The 18,375-nt window shown below is 52.2% G+C and carries 19 protein-coding genes; 17 read left to right on the top strand and 2 right to left on the bottom strand.

Annotated elements, in window-relative coordinates; genetic code table 11:
• Positions 1–219: IS200/IS605 family transposase (locus CLFS41_RS25245; RefSeq protein ID WP_045091080.1), on the top strand; the 219-nt coding region annotated here is incomplete at its 5' end.
• Between the two features lie 326 nt (positions 220–545).
• Here CLFS41_RS25245 and CLFS41_RS25240 read toward each other — a convergent pair.
• Positions 546–1,316 carry a MerR family transcriptional regulator gene (locus CLFS41_RS25240; RefSeq protein ID WP_007864118.1) on the bottom strand — a complete coding sequence of 257 codons (771 nt, stop codon included), beginning with the start codon at positions 1,314–1,316 and terminating at the stop codon, positions 546–548.
• A 146-nt stretch (positions 1,317–1,462) separates the two neighbouring features.
• Here CLFS41_RS25240 and CLFS41_RS25235 point away from each other — a divergent pair, with 146 nt between their 5' ends.
• Positions 1,463–2,860, top strand: coding sequence for an amidohydrolase (locus CLFS41_RS25235; RefSeq protein WP_045093870.1), 1,398 nt, complete (start codon positions 1,463–1,465; stop codon positions 2,858–2,860).
• A gap of 91 nt (positions 2,861–2,951) precedes the next feature.
• On the opposite strand, the gene CLFS41_RS25230 is transcribed toward CLFS41_RS25235, so the two are convergent.
• Complete coding sequence (locus CLFS41_RS25230; protein WP_007864138.1) at positions 2,952–3,860, bottom strand: DUF4397 domain-containing protein; 909 nt, start codon at positions 3,858–3,860, stop codon at positions 2,952–2,954.
• A 143-nt stretch (positions 3,861–4,003) separates the two neighbouring features.
• On the opposite strand from CLFS41_RS25230, the gene CLFS41_RS25225 reads away from it, so the two are divergent.
• The 15 genes from CLFS41_RS25225 to CLFS41_RS25155 all read left to right on the top strand — a co-directional run bounded on the left by CLFS41_RS25225 (position 4,004) and on the right by CLFS41_RS25155 (position 18,071).
• Positions 4,004–4,273: a YabP/YqfC family sporulation protein gene (locus tag CLFS41_RS25225; RefSeq protein ID WP_007864139.1), complete on the top strand. Its 270-nt coding sequence runs from the start codon at positions 4,004–4,006 to the stop codon at positions 4,271–4,273.
• Between the two features lie 43 nt (positions 4,274–4,316).
• Positions 4,317–5,555 carry a sporulation protein YqfD gene (locus tag CLFS41_RS25220; RefSeq protein ID WP_045093869.1) on the top strand — a complete coding sequence of 413 codons (1,239 nt, stop codon included), beginning with the start codon at positions 4,317–4,319 and terminating at the stop codon, positions 5,553–5,555.
• Positions 5,556–5,561: 6 nt separating this feature from the next.
• The gene (locus tag CLFS41_RS25215) at positions 5,562–6,623 is read left to right on the top strand and encodes a PhoH family protein (RefSeq protein WP_007864144.1); all 1,062 of its coding nucleotides are present in this window, start codon (positions 5,562–5,564) and stop codon (positions 6,621–6,623) included.
• 117 nt (positions 6,624–6,740) lie between these two features.
• Positions 6,741–7,238: an rRNA maturation RNase YbeY gene (gene ybeY, locus CLFS41_RS25210; protein WP_007864146.1), complete on the top strand. Its 498-nt coding sequence runs from the start codon at positions 6,741–6,743 to the stop codon at positions 7,236–7,238.
• Positions 7,235–8,392, top strand: coding sequence for a DUF3048 domain-containing protein (locus CLFS41_RS25205; RefSeq protein WP_007864147.1), 1,158 nt, complete (start codon positions 7,235–7,237; stop codon positions 8,390–8,392). Before ybeY ends, CLFS41_RS25205 begins: the two co-directional genes overlap by 4 nt.
• A gap of 9 nt (positions 8,393–8,401) precedes the next feature.
• Positions 8,402–10,102: a polysaccharide biosynthesis protein gene (locus CLFS41_RS25200; RefSeq protein WP_007864149.1), complete on the top strand. Its 1,701-nt coding sequence runs from the start codon at positions 8,402–8,404 to the stop codon at positions 10,100–10,102.
• 107 nt (positions 10,103–10,209) lie between these two features.
• Positions 10,210–10,608 (top strand): hypothetical protein, encoded by a 399-nt coding sequence (locus CLFS41_RS25195; protein WP_045093868.1) that lies wholly within the window; start codon positions 10,210–10,212, stop codon positions 10,606–10,608.
• A 44-nt stretch (positions 10,609–10,652) separates the two neighbouring features.
• Positions 10,653–11,897, top strand: coding sequence for an NAD(P)/FAD-dependent oxidoreductase (locus CLFS41_RS25190; RefSeq protein WP_007864161.1), 1,245 nt, complete (start codon positions 10,653–10,655; stop codon positions 11,895–11,897).
• Complete coding sequence (locus CLFS41_RS25185; RefSeq protein ID WP_007864163.1) at positions 11,894–13,510, top strand: FAD-dependent protein; 1,617 nt, start codon at positions 11,894–11,896, stop codon at positions 13,508–13,510. The genes CLFS41_RS25190 and CLFS41_RS25185 overlap by 4 nt, the downstream gene beginning before the upstream one ends.
• A gap of 69 nt (positions 13,511–13,579) precedes the next feature.
• A complete protein-coding gene (proB, locus tag CLFS41_RS25180; RefSeq protein WP_007864165.1) occupies positions 13,580–14,443 on the top strand; it encodes a glutamate 5-kinase in 864 nt (287 codons plus the stop codon).
• A gap of 13 nt (positions 14,444–14,456) precedes the next feature.
• Positions 14,457–14,678, top strand: a complete 222-nt coding sequence (locus CLFS41_RS25175; protein WP_007864167.1) for a DUF896 domain-containing protein — start codon at positions 14,457–14,459, stop codon at positions 14,676–14,678.
• Positions 14,679–14,721: 43 nt separating this feature from the next.
• Positions 14,722–15,963, top strand: a complete 1,242-nt coding sequence (locus CLFS41_RS25170; RefSeq protein WP_045093867.1) for a glutamate-5-semialdehyde dehydrogenase — start codon at positions 14,722–14,724, stop codon at positions 15,961–15,963.
• 32 nt (positions 15,964–15,995) lie between these two features.
• Positions 15,996–16,598 carry a signal peptidase I gene (lepB, locus tag CLFS41_RS25165; protein WP_045093866.1) on the top strand — a complete coding sequence of 201 codons (603 nt, stop codon included), beginning with the start codon at positions 15,996–15,998 and terminating at the stop codon, positions 16,596–16,598.
• 8 nt (positions 16,599–16,606) lie between these two features.
• Positions 16,607–17,386 carry a peroxide stress protein YaaA gene (gene yaaA, locus CLFS41_RS25160; RefSeq protein ID WP_007864175.1) on the top strand — a complete coding sequence of 260 codons (780 nt, stop codon included), beginning with the start codon at positions 16,607–16,609 and terminating at the stop codon, positions 17,384–17,386.
• Between the two features lie 22 nt (positions 17,387–17,408).
• Positions 17,409–18,071, top strand: coding sequence for a Crp/Fnr family transcriptional regulator (locus CLFS41_RS25155; RefSeq protein WP_007864178.1), 663 nt, complete (start codon positions 17,409–17,411; stop codon positions 18,069–18,071).
• The last annotated feature ends 304 nt before the right edge of the window (positions 18,072–18,375 follow it).

Genomic DNA, 18,375 nt, shown 5'->3' with positions numbered 1-18,375 from the left:
CTCATGATATTCGAGAAGCATGCGAACCTAAAGTATAAGTACGGAAACCGTCATTTCTGGTGCCGTGGATATTACGTGGACACAGTAGGAAAGAATACGGCGGCAATAAAGGCATACATACAAAATCAGATAAAAGAGGATTTGGAATATGACCAGATGTCGTTAGTAGAGTACATAGACCCGTTTACGGGTGAGCCGGTGAAGAAAAACAAGAAGTAAGACTCTTAAGAGTCAGTAGGGAGTCAAAGCAAACCAGTAAGCCCCTTTTGGGGCTAAGCCGGAGTAAGGAAGCACTGAACATGCCCTTTTAAGGGCAGCTGAGAATGTGGTGCAGCAGGCAGACTTTTCAGTGCGCCTTCCGGGCGCAAGCAGGTAACAGCCCCTTATAGGGGCAGAACAAGCCACCGGCTAAGCCGGTGGTCTTGACTTTGCGGCAGAGGAAGAAGGCCGGCTTTCCCAGCTGATCCTCCAGCCGGCCTTCCCAGCTGATCCCCCGGCCGGCTTCCCCAACCGGCTTCCCTAGCCGGATCTTCCGGCTGATCCCCCTAGCTGATCCCGGTAATGGGAATTTGGATCTCTGTGATATATTCTTCCATGTCCTTTTCCAGGAACTGGTCAACGATATTAAAGTTATAGGTATCTGAGGATAGCCCCAGATATCCGTATTCCTGTCTCAGTTCTTTTATCTTCGCCCCAATGCCTATATAACTGCCTTTCCAGCAGACACACAGGAATTTCTGCTCCTCAATATACCGGACCTGGTCTGCAACAGCCGGGTCAATGTGGTCCAGGGTTTCCAGGTACGCCCCAAACGTGGTCTCATATTGGTCCCTGTCTTCCCTGTACGTATAGAATGCAATGGTGGGATAAAAATAGAATTCCTCTTTTGTATAGATGGATTCCTCCATGCCAAGGGGCAGGTAGGCCCGTTTTAAGTAATATCTTTGGGACACTTCTCCCTGCTTCATATTGCGCATCTTATGTTCCACAAAAAAGATCTTTCTCTGGATGACATCATCAATGTTGAGGATCTCCTCATACGCCTTTCTCAGTTCCTGTGACTGCCGCTTCAGCTCACAGATGCGCATGTCCAGAGTCCTGTTTTGGGTATATTCCCGGATCTGGTCAATGGAAAAACCGATTTTTCTCAGGTAGCAGATCAGGGCAAGCTTGTAGATCTGCTCAAATCTGTATTTCCTGTAGCCGGTCTGTTTATCCCTGTGCTCCGGGACTAAAAGTCCTTCCCTGTCATAATAAAATAAGGTCTGCTTATTCAGGTTAAACATTTTTGCCAGTTCTCCGGTGGATAGGTCCATGTCCTCTTTCTCCTTTTTACGTGTAAAAATGTAACTGCTCAGGAACTCCAATGTGAAAATTTATAAATAGCTGAAAATCCGGTTGACTATATAGCTGGTATATAGTTTATAGTAATAAAAAACAGGGCAAAAAGCAAGGAGGAATTATGGCAGAAAATAAGATACTGATCAAAAATGCGGCTGCGATCGTATGCTGTAATGACAGGGATGATGTTTACCGGAACGCAGACATGCTTATTGAAGGGGAAAAGATCCTGGAGATCGGATACGGCATCCGGTGCGATGACGCAAAAATCCTGGACGGGAAGGATAAGTTTGTGTATCCGGGCCTGGTCAACACCCATCACCATTTTTTCCAGACCTTTGTCAGGAATCTGGCAACCATTGATTACCCCAATATGCTGGTGGTGGAGTGGCTGGACAAGATATACCGGATTTTTCAGAGGATTGACTCGGATGTGATCTATTATTCATCCCTGACCGCAATGGCAGACCTTGTAAAACATGGATGCACCACGGCCTTTGACCATCAGTACTGCTTTACGGTACACACAAAGAAGGAAGCAGTGGACCGCCAGATGGAGGCGGCCTCCCGGATCGGCATTCGCTATCACGCGGGCAGGGGGACCAATACGCTTCCAAGAAGCCAGGGGAGTACCATACCTGATGATATGAGGGAAACCACCGGGGAATTTATACAGGACACAAGGCGCCTGATCCACACATACCATGATCCGGAGCCATTTTCCATGAAACAGATCGTCATCGCACCATGCCAGCCCGTGAACTGCTACGAGGACACATTTATCCAATCGGTCAAACTGGCAAAGGAGACCGGGGCAAGGCTTCACACCCACCTGGGGGAAGGGGAAAATGACATCATGGAAAAGCGCTGGGGAATGCGCACACTTGACTGGTGCAGGCGGATCGGCTTTCTGGGTGAGAACACCTGGTTTGCCCACTGCTGGGAGCTGACGGATGAGGAGTACAAGGTGCTGGGTGCCAATGGCTGCGGCATTTCACACTGTCCATCCCCCGCCATCCTGGGAGGTTTCCCCATCCTTGAAATGAAAAAACTAATGGATTACGGCGTCCTTCTAAGCCTGGGCTGTGATGGTTCGGCCACCAATGACAGCAGCAACCTCCTGGACTCCATCCGCACAGCCTACATGATGCAGTGTTACCACAGCAAAGAGCGGGGCGGCGGTGTTTCCGCCTATGAGATCCTTAAGCAGGCCACGGTTAACGGCGCCAGAACCCTTGGCAGGGAGGACATCGGTTCCCTGGAAGAGGGCAAAGCCGCGGATCTGTTTATGATTGACGCTGGGACGCTGGAACTGGCAGGGGCTGTCCACGACCCGCGCAACATCATAGGCAGGGTGGGTCTGACCGGCAATGTTTACATGACCATGGTAAACGGCAGGGTGGTCTATGAAAATGGAAGGCTTGTGAACGTGGATGAAAGAGGGCTGGCGAAAGAGGGGGAAAGGATCTGTGACAAAGTGCTGAGAGAACCTTGTGAGGCATTCCACAACCTGTTTTGAAATAACTTGTTCTAATGATAACCTGTTCTGAAAAAGACAGAGAAGGACCGGTAATGTGACTGGGTCAGTCGCATCCGGTCCTTTTTCCTCTTTAGTTGGAGACCACCATGGTCCTCAGGCCTTCGGTTGCATTGGGCGCATTGAAGATATACAGTGTGTAGGACATATTGGCGCTCATGTTGGCAGTGGCGGTGGCTACATAGGTAGAAGGGAACGCACCGGTTCTGGCAATGTAGAGCTGATACCATCCCGGGTAAAAACTGGTATAGGGCGTGACCTCCCGGTACCGCACGTTGGTGAAGGCAGTGTAGGAATTGTTCTGGTTCCCGATGGACACATCAAAGGGCCCCAGGTTCTGTGACAGGTTGCAGGTACGCAGGCAGCTGTTTCCCGAAGGAGCATTGCAGGAAATGTCGGAGATTTCCATGATGTCCAGTCCGCTGGCCGTGTTGATGATGGCAATGGTCATGGAGGAGGATGCGCTCACCTGAATGGATTTCTGGATGTACACATACCCATTGGCGCCGGAAACAGTTACGGTCTGTGTTCCGGATGCAGACTGCACATAGCTGGTGATATCGCCGTTAGCCAGTCCGCTGGCCACCATCCAGTTGCCCAGATACACATAAAATGGCTGATATCCGGTGGAGGCATTGAGGAAGCGCACACGGCCAAAGCTGGTGGCCGTACAGTTAAAGCATGGGAAGGTTATGCCTGGGATCACGGTTACGGACCCGCCTGTGCCTCCTGGGAATACAGGGCGGAAAATAGGCGGGAAGGGCCGGTTGCCGCTGTCCACAGGACCGCCTTCACCCGGGTTGGGAAGGGGGATCACAGGGATGCCGCCGTTATCAGTACCATTGCCGCTGTCCACAGGGCCGCCTTCGCCTGGATTGGGAAGAGGAGTAATGGGGATGTCTGCCTCGCTTGTTTCAGCAGCGTTTAAAACAGCATCCGGATACTCATTCACTCTGTCTGTATGATAGGGTTGGTTATTCATAAAGACCTCGCTGATTCATTGATTCAGTATAGTCTATTCAGGTGATGGTACAAATGTGAGTGTTTTTTGAAAAAAGGGAACTGCATTTTTCACCAGTTTATGCATATAATAAAAAGAACCAGTGTATCAGGAGCGTGGGATGTATGTCATGGGAACCAAAGAAAACAGCTGTGTCTGCACTGGGGCTTCCCCGGGATGTGGTCCTGGGAGACGTGCTTGTGAACTTTGTGGGCCGCGGCGAGGTGAACGTGGAAAATTACAGGAGCATCCTTATTTATACAGATACTCTGGTAAAACTGCAGGCAAAAAACTGCAAGGTCCTGATTCACGGAAGCCGTTTGAGGATTGATTATTATACGGCAGAGGAGATGAAGATAACCGGTCAGATCACATCGCTGGAATTTGAAACATAAATGGGCGGAATGCCCAAGTGTTTATAACAAGGAGGGGGCCCGCTTGATTGTTTGGCTGTTACATAACTGGAACGGATATGTAAGACTCCGTCTTCACGGTTATTCACCGGAACGTTTCCTCAACCTGTGCAATGCCAGGAGGCTGGAAGTGTGGGGGCTTATATGCAACCGGGACGGGGACTATGAATTTTATATGACAGTGAAAGGGTACCGCCGCGTAAAGCCTCTGGTGCGCAAAGCGCAGGTCAGGCTGCGTATCATCGGCCGCTTCGGTGTTCCTTTTTTTATTTATAAATACAGGAAACGCTGGTATTATGCCGCCGGTATCGGTGCCTTTTTCCTGGTACTGTATGTCATGTCCCTGTTCATATGGGATATTCAGTTTGACGGGAATTACCGGTACACCTATGACACCCTGATCCGGTACCTGGATTCCCAGGATATCGACTACGGGATGCTAAAGTCTAAGATCAACTGTGAAAACCTTGAAAGCTCCATCCGCACCAGTTTTCCTGAGATCACCTGGGTAAGCGCCAGGGTATCCGGTACAAGGCTGCTGATCCATATTAAGGAAAATGAAGTACTGTCCATTGTGCCGGAAAAGGACGAGACGCCCTGTGACATTGTGGCGTCCCAGGCAGGGACCATTACATCCATGGTAGTCCGCCAGGGGATCGCACAAGTCTCCGTGGGGGATGAGGTGGAGGAGGGACAGGTACTGGTCAGCGGACGTGTACCGATCATTGGCGACAGTGAGGAGGAGATCAATGCATACATGGTCCACGCGGACGCGGATGTGGTGGCCAGGACCACCAGGGAGTATGAAAAGACCATTCCGCTGCTTCACAAGGAACGGGTGCAGACAGGCCGCAAACGCCGGGGATGGTATGTAAAGGCGGGGAAATGGTCATTTACCTTCCTGATGCCTGTAAGGGGACAGGGGGAGTGGGATTACGCCATGGAGGAGCAGCAGCTGAAGTTGTTTTCTAATTTTTACCTGCCCCTTTACATAGGAGATATCAAGGGGCGCGAGATGTCCGCCTATGAGAGAAATTATACCCGGGAAGAGCTGGAGCATATATCCAAAGCCATAAATTACCAGTTTGTCAAAAATTTAGAGGAAAAAGGGGTACAAATTCTTGAAAATAATGATAGAATAGAAACAAGTGTTTCTCAGTGCAGGATAAAAGGTGAACTGATGACCCAGGAATCCATTGTCAAAACACAGCCTGCCGCAGAACGCATGGAAGAACCTAATAGTGAACCGGAGGAGACAAGATAAGCCTAGATGAGTGTAATTGAGACGATGATTGACATCCCCGCTGAGCATGAGAAGAATGTATGCGGGCAGTTTGACACCTACTTAAAGAAAATAGAACGTACCCTGCATGTGACCATGATCGCCAGGGACGGAGAGATTAAGATCATAGGGCCTGAACAGACCATAGGGCAGGCCAAAAGCGTATTTAACAATTTGATCGAGCTGTCCAGAAGGGGCAACACCATTACGGAGCAGAACGTGGATTATGCCCTGTCCCTTTCTTTTACGGAGAAAGACGGGCAGATCCTGGAGATCGATAAGGATATCATCTGCAGGACTATTACGGGTAAACCGGTAAAGCCAAAGACCCTGGGACAGAAGAATTATGTGGATTCCATCCGTAAGAAGATGATCGTGTTCGGCATCGGACCGGCCGGTACGGGCAAGACCTATCTGGCCATGGCCATGGCGATCCAGGCATTTAAGAACGGGGAGGTGGGACGGATTATCCTTACGCGCCCCGCCATTGAGGCCGGGGAGAAGCTGGGCTTTCTTCCGGGCGACCTGCAGAGCAAGATCGATCCATATCTGCGGCCTTTGTACGATGCCCTGTATCAGATCATGGGGGCGGAGGCGTATCTGCACAACTCGGAGAAGGGTCTGATCGAGGTGGCCCCCCTGGCATATATGAGAGGAAGGACACTGGATAATGCCTATATTATCCTGGATGAGGCCCAGAACACCACACCGGCCCAGATGAAGATGTTCCTTACAAGGATCGGTTTTGGCTCCAAGGTCATTGTCACCGGAGACCGGACCCAGAAGGACCTTCCCTCCGGCGCGGTCTCCGGCCTGGATACGGCCTTAAAGGTGTTAAAGAAAATTGATGATATCGGATTCTGCTATCTCACCAGTTCTGATGTGGTGCGTCATCCCCTGGTCCAGAAGATCGTACAGGCATACGATGCCTATGAGCAGAAGAACGAGCAGAGGAATGAACAGAGGAACGAGCCAAGGAATGAGCAAAAGGGTTCGGGGAGTGAAAAGCGCGGACGCCGGCCCGGCGCGGGAATGTACCGGGAACGGTAAAAGAATGTACCGGAAACGGTAGGAGAATGCACCGGGAACGGTAAAAGAATATACCGGGAACGGTAAAAAGGAAAGCCCCTGGCCGGATGGACCGGGGAAGTCAAGGAGAAGCTACTGATGACAATATCCATTGAATATGAAGCTGAGAAAAAGCTGGATCTTCCCTATGAGGAGATCATTAACGACATTGTGCTGGCATCGCTGGACTATGAGGAATGCCCTTATGAGGCTGAGGTGAACGTGATCCTCACGGACAATGACGCCATCCAGGAGATCAACCGTGAACACCGCTGTATAGACGCGCCCACGGACGTGCTTTCATTTCCCATGGTGGACTATAAAGTTCCATCGGATTTTGACCATGTGGAGGATGCGGTGGAGGATTATTTTAATCCTGAGACAGGGGAACTGATACTGGGGGATATTGTTATTTCCGTGGACAAGGTAGAGGAACAGGCGGACAAGTATGGCCATTCCCAGACCCGTGAGCTTGCGTTCCTGGTGGCCCACAGCATGCTGCATCTTTGCGGTTATGACCACATGGAGGACGGGGAACGGGAGCAGATGGAGGAAAGACAGAAGAAAATACTGGAAACCAGGGGGTACACAAGATGAGAAAAAGGCTCAGATGGATAGCGGCGGTTGTGGCGGCGGCCGGTCTTATGGCCGGGTGCGCAAAGGAGGCAAGTGTGGATGTTACAGCTGAGTCCGTACCGGAACCTCCTGCCGTGACCACGGAAGCTGAGCCAGAGATCTTCATCCATTCGGAAACCGAACCTGTGGCGGATGACAGTCCCTATGACTACTATCTGCCTGAGGAACGGGTGGAAAAAGACGGCATGATACGCAGTTATCTGACGGGAGAGATGGTGCCTGCCTCCCAGGGCGTCCGGCGTCCGGCCGCTGTAATGATGAGCAATGACAAGGAGGCCAGACCCCAGTACGGCATCAACCGCGCCGGCGTGGTCTATGAGGCGCCGGTGGAAGGCACCATGAACCGCTATATGTCTCTGATCGAGGATTATGACGATCTGGAGCGCATTGGTTCCGTGCGCAGCTGCCGCACCTATTACACCTATTTTGCCAGGGAGTTTGATGCGGTCTATGTCCACTACGGGCAGAGCACCTTTGCGAAGCCATATCTGAGCAATGTGGATAATATTAATGGCCTGGAGGCCATCGGAGGCACGGCATTTTACAGGAGCAGGGACAAGAAACAGCCCCATAACGCCTACACAAGCGGGGAACGTATCCAGGCTTCCATCCGGAAGCTGGGCTATACCCAGGATTACGATCCGTCCTACCAGGGGCATTACCGGTTTGCCAGGGATGGGAAAGGTGTGTCCCTGGAGGAACGTCCCGGGGTCATGGATGCGGTGACGATAAAGCCGGGATATGTGATGAACCAGGCGTATTTTGTATATGAACCCTCTGACGGGCTATATCACCGGTACCAGTACGGGGGCGTGCACCAGGGGGATGAAGGGCCGATTACGGCTAAGAATGTGATCTTCCAGTATTGCCAGTCCGGCTATTATGCCACCACCGAGTATCTGAATATCAATGTACATACCTCTGACTGCGGGTATTTTATGACAGAGGGCAAGGCCATCCCCATCAGCTGGGAAAAGGATGGGGAGTTTGGGGTCACTCATTACTATGACCAGGAGCACAATGAGATCGTGTTAAACCAGGGGCAGACATGGGTCTGCATCATCTCCACCAAGGATTTTGCCAAGTCGGAAATAATTGGAAATGAGGGCGCATAACAAAGAGATATGAATGTACGCACAGCTAAGAAGAGAACCGGAAAACAGAAGGCTGCCAATTTTGTGATACAGGGCAGCATCCTTGCAATGGCAGGCATCCTGGTACGCATCATAGGCATGCTGTACCGGATGCCCCTCAATGATATTATAGGAAAACAGGGAAATGGATATTATACATCGGCATTTAACGTGTATAATATCCTGTTAATATTATCCTCCTACAGTATGCCCGTGGCAGTGTCAAAGATGATAGCGGCCCGCATTGCCAGGGGAGAATACAGAAACTGCAGCCGCATTTTAAAAGCGGCTCTTATTTATGCCACCGTGGTGGGCGGTGTGGCGGCCGCCGTGCTCTGGTTTGGAGCAGACCTGTTCGCGGACCTGATCCGCACCCCCTTTAGCAGGTATGCTCTTAAGACCCTAGCCCCCACCATATGGGTCATGGCTTACCTGGGCGTGCTCAGGGGATATTTCCAGGGAACAGGTACCATGGTGCCCACGGCTGTCTCCCAGATACTGGAACAGATCATCAATGCCATTGTCAGCGTGGTGGCTGCCGGGATTTTGTTTAATGTAGGCGTATCCATGAATGCGGCCCAGGGGGCAAAGGATTATGCCTATGCCCTGGGCGCGGCGGGAGGAACCATTGGCACGGGGGCGGGCGCCCTCACGGCCCTGGTTTATTTTATGATCCTCACATGTTCCAGGGGACAAAAGATGCGGCGCCTGGCCAGGAAGGATGTGTCGGGCAGGACGGAGAGCTACGGACACCTGGTCCATATCCTGACCATCACGGTCCTTCCCATTGTGGTCAGCAGCGGGATCTACAACTGCTCCAATGTGGTGGACAACTATCTGTTCGGCCAGGGGATGTATAAGCTTGGATATCTGGAAGATTCCATTGCCACCTACTGGGGTGTGCTGGGGCAGTACCAGCTGCTTTTTAACATTCCCGTGGCAGTGTCAAATGCATTGTCCTCATCCCTGATCCCGTCTTTGACCAGGGCTGTGGCCAACCGGAACAGAAAGGAAAAACTGGAGCGCATTGCAACCGCCATCCGTTTCTCCCTTCTCATCGCCATTCCGGCCGCGGTGGGTATCACGGTGCTGGCAAAACCTGTCTGCAACCTGTTGTTTATCAGCGAGGACAATACCATGCTGATCCGACTTTCCATGGTCGGCTCCCTGGCTGTGGTATTCTACTCCCTGTCCACGGTGACCAATGCCATCCTTCAGGGCCTGGGCCGCCTGGATGTGCCCATCCGCCATGCAGTGGCCGCTCTTGTGGTCCATGTGGCCGTGCTGGAAGTGTTTCTTCTGGTACTGAAAATGGGGATTTACAGCGTGGTATTTGCAAATATCATCTTTGCATTTGTAATGTGTCTGCTAAACGGACATGCCATTGCAAAGTATGTGAGATACAGACAGGAATATAAGAAAACCATCCTGCTGCCCACCCTGTGTTCCCTTATCATGGGTGCGGCCGCATATGGGGTGTACAGGCTGGTGTACGGCATGCTTCCGCCTTCCATGATGAAGGGAAGGCTTGGGATGGCAGCTGTGGTACTCCCTTCCGTGGCAGTGGCCATTGTGGTATACGCCCTGCTGCTGGTGCGCCTGAAGGCCGTGGATGAGGAGGAACTGATGGCCATGCCGGGAGGCAGGAGGCTTGTAAGGCTTTTGAGAAAGACGCATCTGCTGGCCGGATGACGGCGCTTCCCTGACATCAGAGGGAAAATTTGTGAAAACATGATTAAAATAGCATAGAAAGCAGATACTAACCTTAACGCGCTGGAATACGTTAGGAGGTTAGTCCGATGAAAAAAATACTATACTGCTTTCTTTTGTTTGCCGCAACATCCATCGTATGCCTTGTGGTTGGGTATGGGATCACCAGATACAATATGAGGCAGGAGCAGGCGGTCCCCAATACAGTGATTGAGACAGAGACGGTCAATGACATGGATGACAAGGCTGCCATGAACCAGGAGGAGATAAAACCCATACTGGAGAATACGTCCCCGGCAGAGGAATACTATCTGGTATCCGAGTCCGGTTTCCTGCTGGTGTTTTGCAGTGACAGAAGCACCATCTGCCTTTACACCCATATTCCGGTCACGGATTTTCCGGAAATGGAACGGGCCAAGCTGATGGAAGGAATATGGTTCCCCTCCATGATGGATGTGTACCATTATCTGGAGTCGTATACAAGTTAGGGCGTACTTGAATATATTTTTTGAGGGTAAGGAGTCTGACATAGATGAGAAAACAACAGGTAGTGATCATAGGCGGCGGGGCCGCCGGGCTGGCGGCCGCGGTGTCGGCTGCCAGGTGCGGCGCCCAGGTGACGATCGTGGAGCATATGGACCGGGTGGGAAAGAAGATCCTGTCCACAGGCAATGGACGGTGTAACATGACCAACCTGTACATGGAGCCGGAATGCTACAGAAGTAACGATAAGAGCTTTCCGATGAAGGTGATCCAGGGGTTCCCTGTAAAGGAGACCCTTGGATTTTTCAGGGATCTGGGTATTGAGCCAAAGGACAGGAACGGGTATATTTATCCCAACTCGGACCAGGCTTCGGCGGTATTGGACGTACTGCGCCAGGAGGTGGACCACCTTGGGGTCCGTGTGCTTCTTTCCTGTGAGGTAAAGGGAATAGAATCTGCAGGTCATACATATCGGGTTAACACCAGCCAGGGGGTGCTGGAGGCAGATGCCCTGATCCTGGCCACGGGTTCCAAGGCAGCGCCTGCAACCGGTTCGGACGGAAGCGGCTATGAACTGGCAAAAAAGCTGGGACACAGCGTGATCAAACCCCTTCCTGCCCTGGTACAGCTCAGGTGCCAGGGAACCATGTACAGGCAGATGGCGGGCATCCGCACAGAGGCCAAGGTAAGCCTGTTCTCTGACGGAAAGCTGCTGGCAGAGGACAGGGGAGAACTGCAGCTCACGGACTACGGCCTGTCCGGCATTCCCATTTTCCAGATCAGCCGGTTTGCTTCCAGGGCCCTGGACCAGGGAAGGAAGGTTATTGTGAAGGTGGATTTTATGCCTTCCTGGAAAGACGGGGATGCCTTTGGCCTTTTGAAAAAGCGGGCGGCCCGCATGGAATACAAGACCGCAGAGGAGATGTTTACAGGGCTTCTGAATAAAAAGCTGGCCCTGGTGCTGATACGTCTGGCGGGCATAGATCCCTGCCGGAAAGCGGGCGGACTGTCCCCGGGGCAGCTGAAACATCTGGTGCAGCAGCTGAAGTCCTATGAGGCCATTATCATGTCCGTGAATCCCTTTGCCAATGCCCAGATCTGCTGCGGCGGAGTGGATGTCAAAGAGGTCAATGCCCTGACCATGGAGTCAAGGATCAGGAAAAATCTTTACCTGGCAGGGGAACTGCTGGATGTGGATGGCATATGCGGCGGCTATAACCTGCAGTTTGCCTGGTCCAGCGGGGTGATTGCGGGAAGGAACGCATCCAACACAGATGGGAGGAACAGGACATGATCCGCATAAACCAGTTAAAGCTGCCTTTGGGGCATGACAGGAAGGATATGATCGAAAAAATATCCAGAATCCTGGGAGTGAAAGCAGAGGAGATCGATACATTTAATATCATAAAGCAGTCAATTGATGCCAGAAAAAAACCGGACATCCTCTACAGCTATGTGGTGGATGTAAGGGTAAGGCAGATATCCGGAAAAAAGGAGGAAAAGCTGGTCCAAAGGCTGAGAAGCAGGGATGTGTCGGTTCAGGAAACCATATGCTATCATCTTCCCGGGCACGGAACCGCAGAACTGGAGCATCCTCCCGTTATCATAGGAACCGGGCCAGCAGGCCTGTTCTGCGGCCTGATGCTGGCAAGACAAGGATATTGCCCCGTCCTGCTGGAGCGGGGGGAGGATGTGGATACCAGGACAAAGCGGGTGGCCGGATTCTGGGAGGGCGGTGAACTGCACCCGGACTCCAATGTGCAGTTTGGGGAGGGAGGGGCAGGAACCTTCTCTGACGGGAAGCTGAATACCCTGGTAAAGGATTCCTTTGGACGCAACCGGGCCGTACTGCAGATCCTGGTGGAATTTGGCGCGGATCCCTCCATATTGTATGTGAATAAGCCCCATATCGGTACGGATGTGCTGAGCCGGATCGTAAAGGCCATGCGCCGTGAGATCCAACAGCTGGGGGGCCAGGTGCGCTTTCTCAGCAGAGCCACAGACTTTGTGGTGGAGGAAGGGCGTCTGAAGGCTGTGGTGGTCAACGGGGCGGAGAGGATCCATACCCGGGTCCTGGTGACGGCCATTGGCCACAGCGCCAGGGATACCTTTGAGGTGCTGTGGGACAGGGGAATCCCCATGGAGGCCAAGGCATTTGCCGTGGGCCTGCGCGTACAGCATCCGCAGACCCTGATCAATATGAGCCAGTATGCTGCAAAGGAGTGCCGGGAGCTGGGACCGGCAAGCTACAAGGTGACCAGGCAGACTTCAGGCGGCAGGGGGGTATACTCCTTTTGCATGTGCCCGGGCGGTTATGTGGTTAATGCCTCCTCTGAACAGGGCCGTCTTGCGGTCAATGGAATGAGTTACCATGACAGGGCGGGGGAAAATGCCAACAGCGCCCTGATCGTAACCGTAACCCCTGAGGATTTTCCTCATACCAGGTGTCCGGCTCTTGGGGGAATCGAATTCCAGCGCAGCCTGGAGGAAGCCGCCTTCCGGCTTGGAAAGGGCAGTATCCCCGTACAGCTTTACGGTGACTTTAAGGAGGACAGGATATCCGCAGCCTTTGGACAGGTCATGCCGGCCTTTAAGGGAGAGTATGCTTTTGCCAATCTGAGGGAAATGCTGCCCTCATATATCTCCCGGTCCCTGTTGGAGGCAATGGAGGCTTTCGGCCATATGATCAAGGGCTTTGACCGGCCGGACGCCATATTGGCAGGCATTGAAAGCCGTACCTCCTCCCCGGTGCGTATGCCAAGGGATGAGAACCTGGAGAGCGCTGTAAAAGGGATCTTTCCCTGCGGTGAGGGGGCCGGGTATGCGGGAGGTATCACCTCGGCTGCCATGGACGGTATCCGCACGGCAGAGGAAATCATCCGCAGATACCGTCCCTTTGAAACATAGAAATTGACGTGACCTGTAAATTGGTGTAAGATAAACAAGAATCACTTGAGAAATTTAAAGGAGTATACCATGGAAATCCAGGAACGTCAGAGCCTTAAGGATAAGCAGAGGGTTGTGATCAAAATCGGTTCTTCCTCCCTGACCCACCCGCAGACAGGGGAATTGAACCTTATGAAGATAGAAAAGCTGATCAGGGTGATCAGCGACCTGCGGGGAGAGGGAAGGGACGTGGTCCTTGTATCCTCAGGGGCCATTGCGGCCGGCAGGCAGGCCCTGGGCCATCACAGGAGGCCGGATTCGCTGGCTGAAAAGCAGGCATTTGCAGCAGTGGGGCAGGCCAGACTTATGATGGTTTACCAGAAGCTGTTTGCGGAGTACAACCAGACAGCCGCCCAGGTGCTTCTCACAAAGGATACCATGGTCAACGATTCGTCCAGGTACAATGCCCAGAATACCTTTGATGAACTTCTGAACCTGGGAGCCATTCCCATTGTCAATGAAAATGATACGGTGTCCACCTCGGAAATCCCCTATGTGGACAGTTTTGGAGATAACGACCGTCTGTCCGCCATTGTGGCCGCTCTGATCGGGGCGGATCTTCTGATCCTTTTGTCCGATATTGACGGCCTGTACTCAGACGACCCCAGAAGCAACCCGGATGCCAGATTCATAAGCCTGGTGCCGGAGATCACCCCGGAATTTCTGGGCATGGGCAAAGCTACATCCGGAAGCGATGTGGGAACAGGAGGCATGTCCGCCAAACTGGCGGCGGCCAGGATCGCCACGGACAGCGGGGCGGATATGGTCATTGCCAATGGGGACCGGGTGGAAGTGATCCTGGAGATCATGGCAGGCCAGGCCAAGGGAACCCTGTTCCTGGCACACCCCAATCTGGACTTTGACCTGATGCATTACCTGAATAACGAATATTAGGGAGGTGACCCACATGGATGTGTCAAGAATCGACCGTATCAATGAACTGTACCATAAATCCCAGGCAACCGGCCTGACTGAGGAAGAGAAGGAAGAACAGGCAAGGCTGCGCAGGGAATACATTGCCGCTATCCGCGGCAGCTTAAGGAGCAATCTGAACAATATATCCATACAGGAGGAAGACGGCTCCGTCACGGACCTGGGAAAGAAGCACGGAGGCATTAAGGAAGTCTGAAGGCAGAAGTCCGGCTCAGCCGTAGGAGGGAGAGGAGATTATAATGACGTTAGCTGACATGGGCAAACGCGCCAAAGATGTATCAAGAATACTCAATACCCTGGGCTCCAGGGAAAAGAACATGGGCCTGGAGGAAGCGGCCAGGGCCCTTTTGGATAACGAGGAGGAGATCCTCACAGCCAACAAGGAGGATTGCGACAAGGCGGAAGCCGGTGGGATGAACCAGGGGCTTTTAGACCGTCTGAGGCTGACCCCTGCAAGGGTCCAGGCCATGGCTGACGGCCTTTTGCAGGTGGCATCCCTGGATGACCCGGTGGGAGAGGTGCTTTCCATGAAGCTGCGCCCCAACGGACTGCAGATCGGGCAGAAGCGGGTCCCCCTTGGCGTGATCGGAATGATCTACGAGGCCCGTCCCAACGTGACAGCGGATGCCTTTGGCCTTTGCTTTAAATCGGGCAATGCGGTCATATTAAAAGGCGGCAGTGATGCCCTTTCATCCAACCGGGCCATTGTGGAGGCCTTGCGGACCGGGCTTTCACGGGTGGGGCTTCCCGAGGATTCCCTGCAGCTGATCGAGGATACCAGCCGTGAGACAACAAAGGAACTGATGCGCCTGAACCGCTATATTGATGTGCTCATACCAAGGGGCGGCGCGGGGCTTATACGCGCCGTGGTGGAGAACAGCACCATCCCGGTGATAGAGACCGGAACAGGAAACTGCCATGTGTATGTGGATGAGACTGCTGATCTGCAGATGGCCCTGGATATCATATTTAATGCCAAGACCCAAAGGATCGGTGTGTGCAATGCCTGTGAATCCCTTCTGGTCCACAGAAAGATTGCAGAGAGATTCCTGCCCATGCTGAAGAAACGCCTGGATGAAAAAAAGGTGGAGATCCGCGGGGATGAGGATGCCTGCGCCATGGTTCCCGGCTTTGTTCCCGCCACGGAGGAGGATTGGGGAAGGGAGTACCTGGATTATATCCTGTCCCTTAAAATCGTGGATTCCGTGGATGAGGCCATCAGCCATATCAATACGTATAACACAGGCCATTCCGAGTCCATTGTGACCTCTGATTATTTTAATGCCCAGAAATTTTTAAATGAGGTGGATGCCGCGGCGGTGTATGTCAATGCGTCTACACGTTTTACGGACGGCAATGAGTTTGGCTTTGGCGCCGAGATCGGCATCAGTACGCAGAAGCTTCACGCCAGAGGCCCTATGGGGTTAAAGGAACTGACCACCACCAAGTATATTATTTACGGAGACGGTCAGATCCGCTGATTCAGGTAAAACCATAGAAAAGAGGAAATTGTATGCCCATAGACGAGATAGAGGAGACGGAAGAAAACAAGAGGGAAAAAAAGGGGAGGAGCCGCAGACAGCCGGAGGAAGAACCCTTTAGCTGGAAAAAGGAGATCATCAGCTGGATCCAGATCATTGTGGCAGCCGTGGTGATCGCCCTGTTCCTCAACAATGTCATCATTGCCAACAGCCGGGTTCCCACCGGTTCCATGGAGAATACCATCATGTCCCACAGCCGCGTGATCGGTTCCAGGCTGGCGTATATTAACAGTGAGCCGGAACGGGGGGACGTGGTGATCTTTAAGTTTCCGGACAACAGGGAGGTCTACTATGTAAAACGCGTCATCGGGCTGCCGGGAGAGACGGTAAATGTTGTGGACGGCAAGGTGTACATCAACGATTCCCAGACCCCCCTGGATGAACCGTACCTGCCAGAGCCGATGGAGGGATCCTATGGTCCTTACACGGTGCCGGAGGGCTGTTATTTTATGATGGGGGACAACAGGAACAATTCCCTGGATGCCAGGTTCTGGAAAAACCAGTTTGTACCAAAGAAAGACATAATGGCAAAGGTATTGTTCTGCTATTATCCAAAAATCGGAAAAGTGGAGTAGACGACAGGATGAATATCATCATATCACCTGCCAAGAAGATGAATGTCAGGGAGGATGAGCTGGACTCAGCAGGTCTTCCCTGTTTTCTTTCAAAGGCAGAAATATTAAAAGAATACGTAAGAAATCTGAGCCGTGAGGAGGCCAGGAACATGTGGGCGTGCAATGAAAGGATTGCTGCCCTTAACTACGAGCGGTTCAGGAACATGGACCTTACCAGCCGCCTTACTCCGGCCCTATTGTCCTATGAGGGGATCCAGTACCAGTATATGGCTCCCGGGGTATTTGAGCAAAAGAGCTGGGATTATGTGCAGTCCCATCTGCGGATCCTTTCCGGCTTTTACGGCATCCTGCGCCCTCTGGACGGAATCGTGCCCTACCGCCTGGAGATGCAGGCAAAGGTAATGCTTTCGCCAAAGGAGGAGGGACAGAAAGGGATTACCAGTCTGTATGAATACTGGGGAGACCTGCTGTACAGAGAACTGGTAAAAGAGGACAGGACCATTATAAACCTTGCATCCAAAGAGTACAGCAAGGCCATAGAACCCTATCTGACGCCGGATATTACATACATCACCTGCGTGTTTGGAAGCCTGGAGCATGATAAACAGGGAAATGCCAAAGTAAAGGTAAAGGCCACGGAAGCCAAGATGGCCCGCGGGGAGATGGTCCGGTTCATGGCGGAGAACGCAGTTGAGGAGCCGGATGGGGTCAAGGCATTTGACCGGTTGGGATACCGCTGCAGCGAAATGCTTTCAGGAGAACGGGAATACGTGTTCCTGAAGCAGTAAGGAATCCGGATGGGAGAAAAGGATGAACGTTCATATTTTATCGGCAACTCCTCTGTTTCAGGGGATTAAGGACAGGGAGATAGAGAGTGTGCTGAAATGTCTTTCGGCCGAGGAAAAAAGCTTTCAAAAGGACGCGTATATATACAGGGCAGGGGATATCACAGGCCGGCTGGGAGTTGTGATGGAGGGTTCTGTGAACATCATAAAAGATGATGTATGGGGGAACCGCAAGATCATTGAGAACATCAGCCAGGGGCAGATCTTTGCCGAGACCTATGCATGTCTTAAGGGAGAGGCGCTGATGGTGGATGTACAGGCTTCAGAGCCTGCCAAAGTGCTGTTCATGGATGTGAACAGGATCCTGACCACCTGTCCTTCTGCCTGTGATTTCCACACCCGCCTGATCCGCAGCCTGATGTATGTGCTGGCCCGCAAGAACCTGATGCTCACCAGGAAGATGGATATCATAACCCCCAAATCCTTAAGGGAGAGGGTCCTGGTGTACCTGTCCCAGGAGGCGGCAAAGCAGGGCAGCCACAGGGTCACTGTGCCCTTTAACAGACAGCAGATGGCAGATTATCTTTCCGTGGACAGAAGCGCCCTGTCCGGTGAACTGTCCAGGATGAAGCGGTGCGGACTGATCGATTATGAGAAAAACCAGTTTACGATCCACTGCCGGGAATGACCGGCGCGGATCCATTTTCCTATACGTTAAGATGTAAACATGCCGGAGGCCTGGACGTTCCCGTTCAGTGCAGCCGGTTTTTTGTCCGCTTTTTATCCAATTTGTAAAACTTAAATGAAAAACTAAATTCCAGTTGTGGACTATTCCAGTAAATTTGCGGAATTAACTTCCACTTTGCACCTTAACAAATTCATATATTTGCCTTATAATGAATCTATAAGCACCCAGTTTTGATGTTTTTTGCATGCCAACGGGGCATCTGAAAATAGTGTGCGAGACTAAATTCCACATGCCTTTGTGCAAG

The organism is Clostridium sp. FS41, from assembly GCF_000954015.1.
GTDB lineage: Bacteria > Bacillota > Clostridia > Lachnospirales > Lachnospiraceae > Enterocloster > Enterocloster citroniae.
This window is presented reverse-complemented; position numbering and strand designations above follow the sequence as displayed.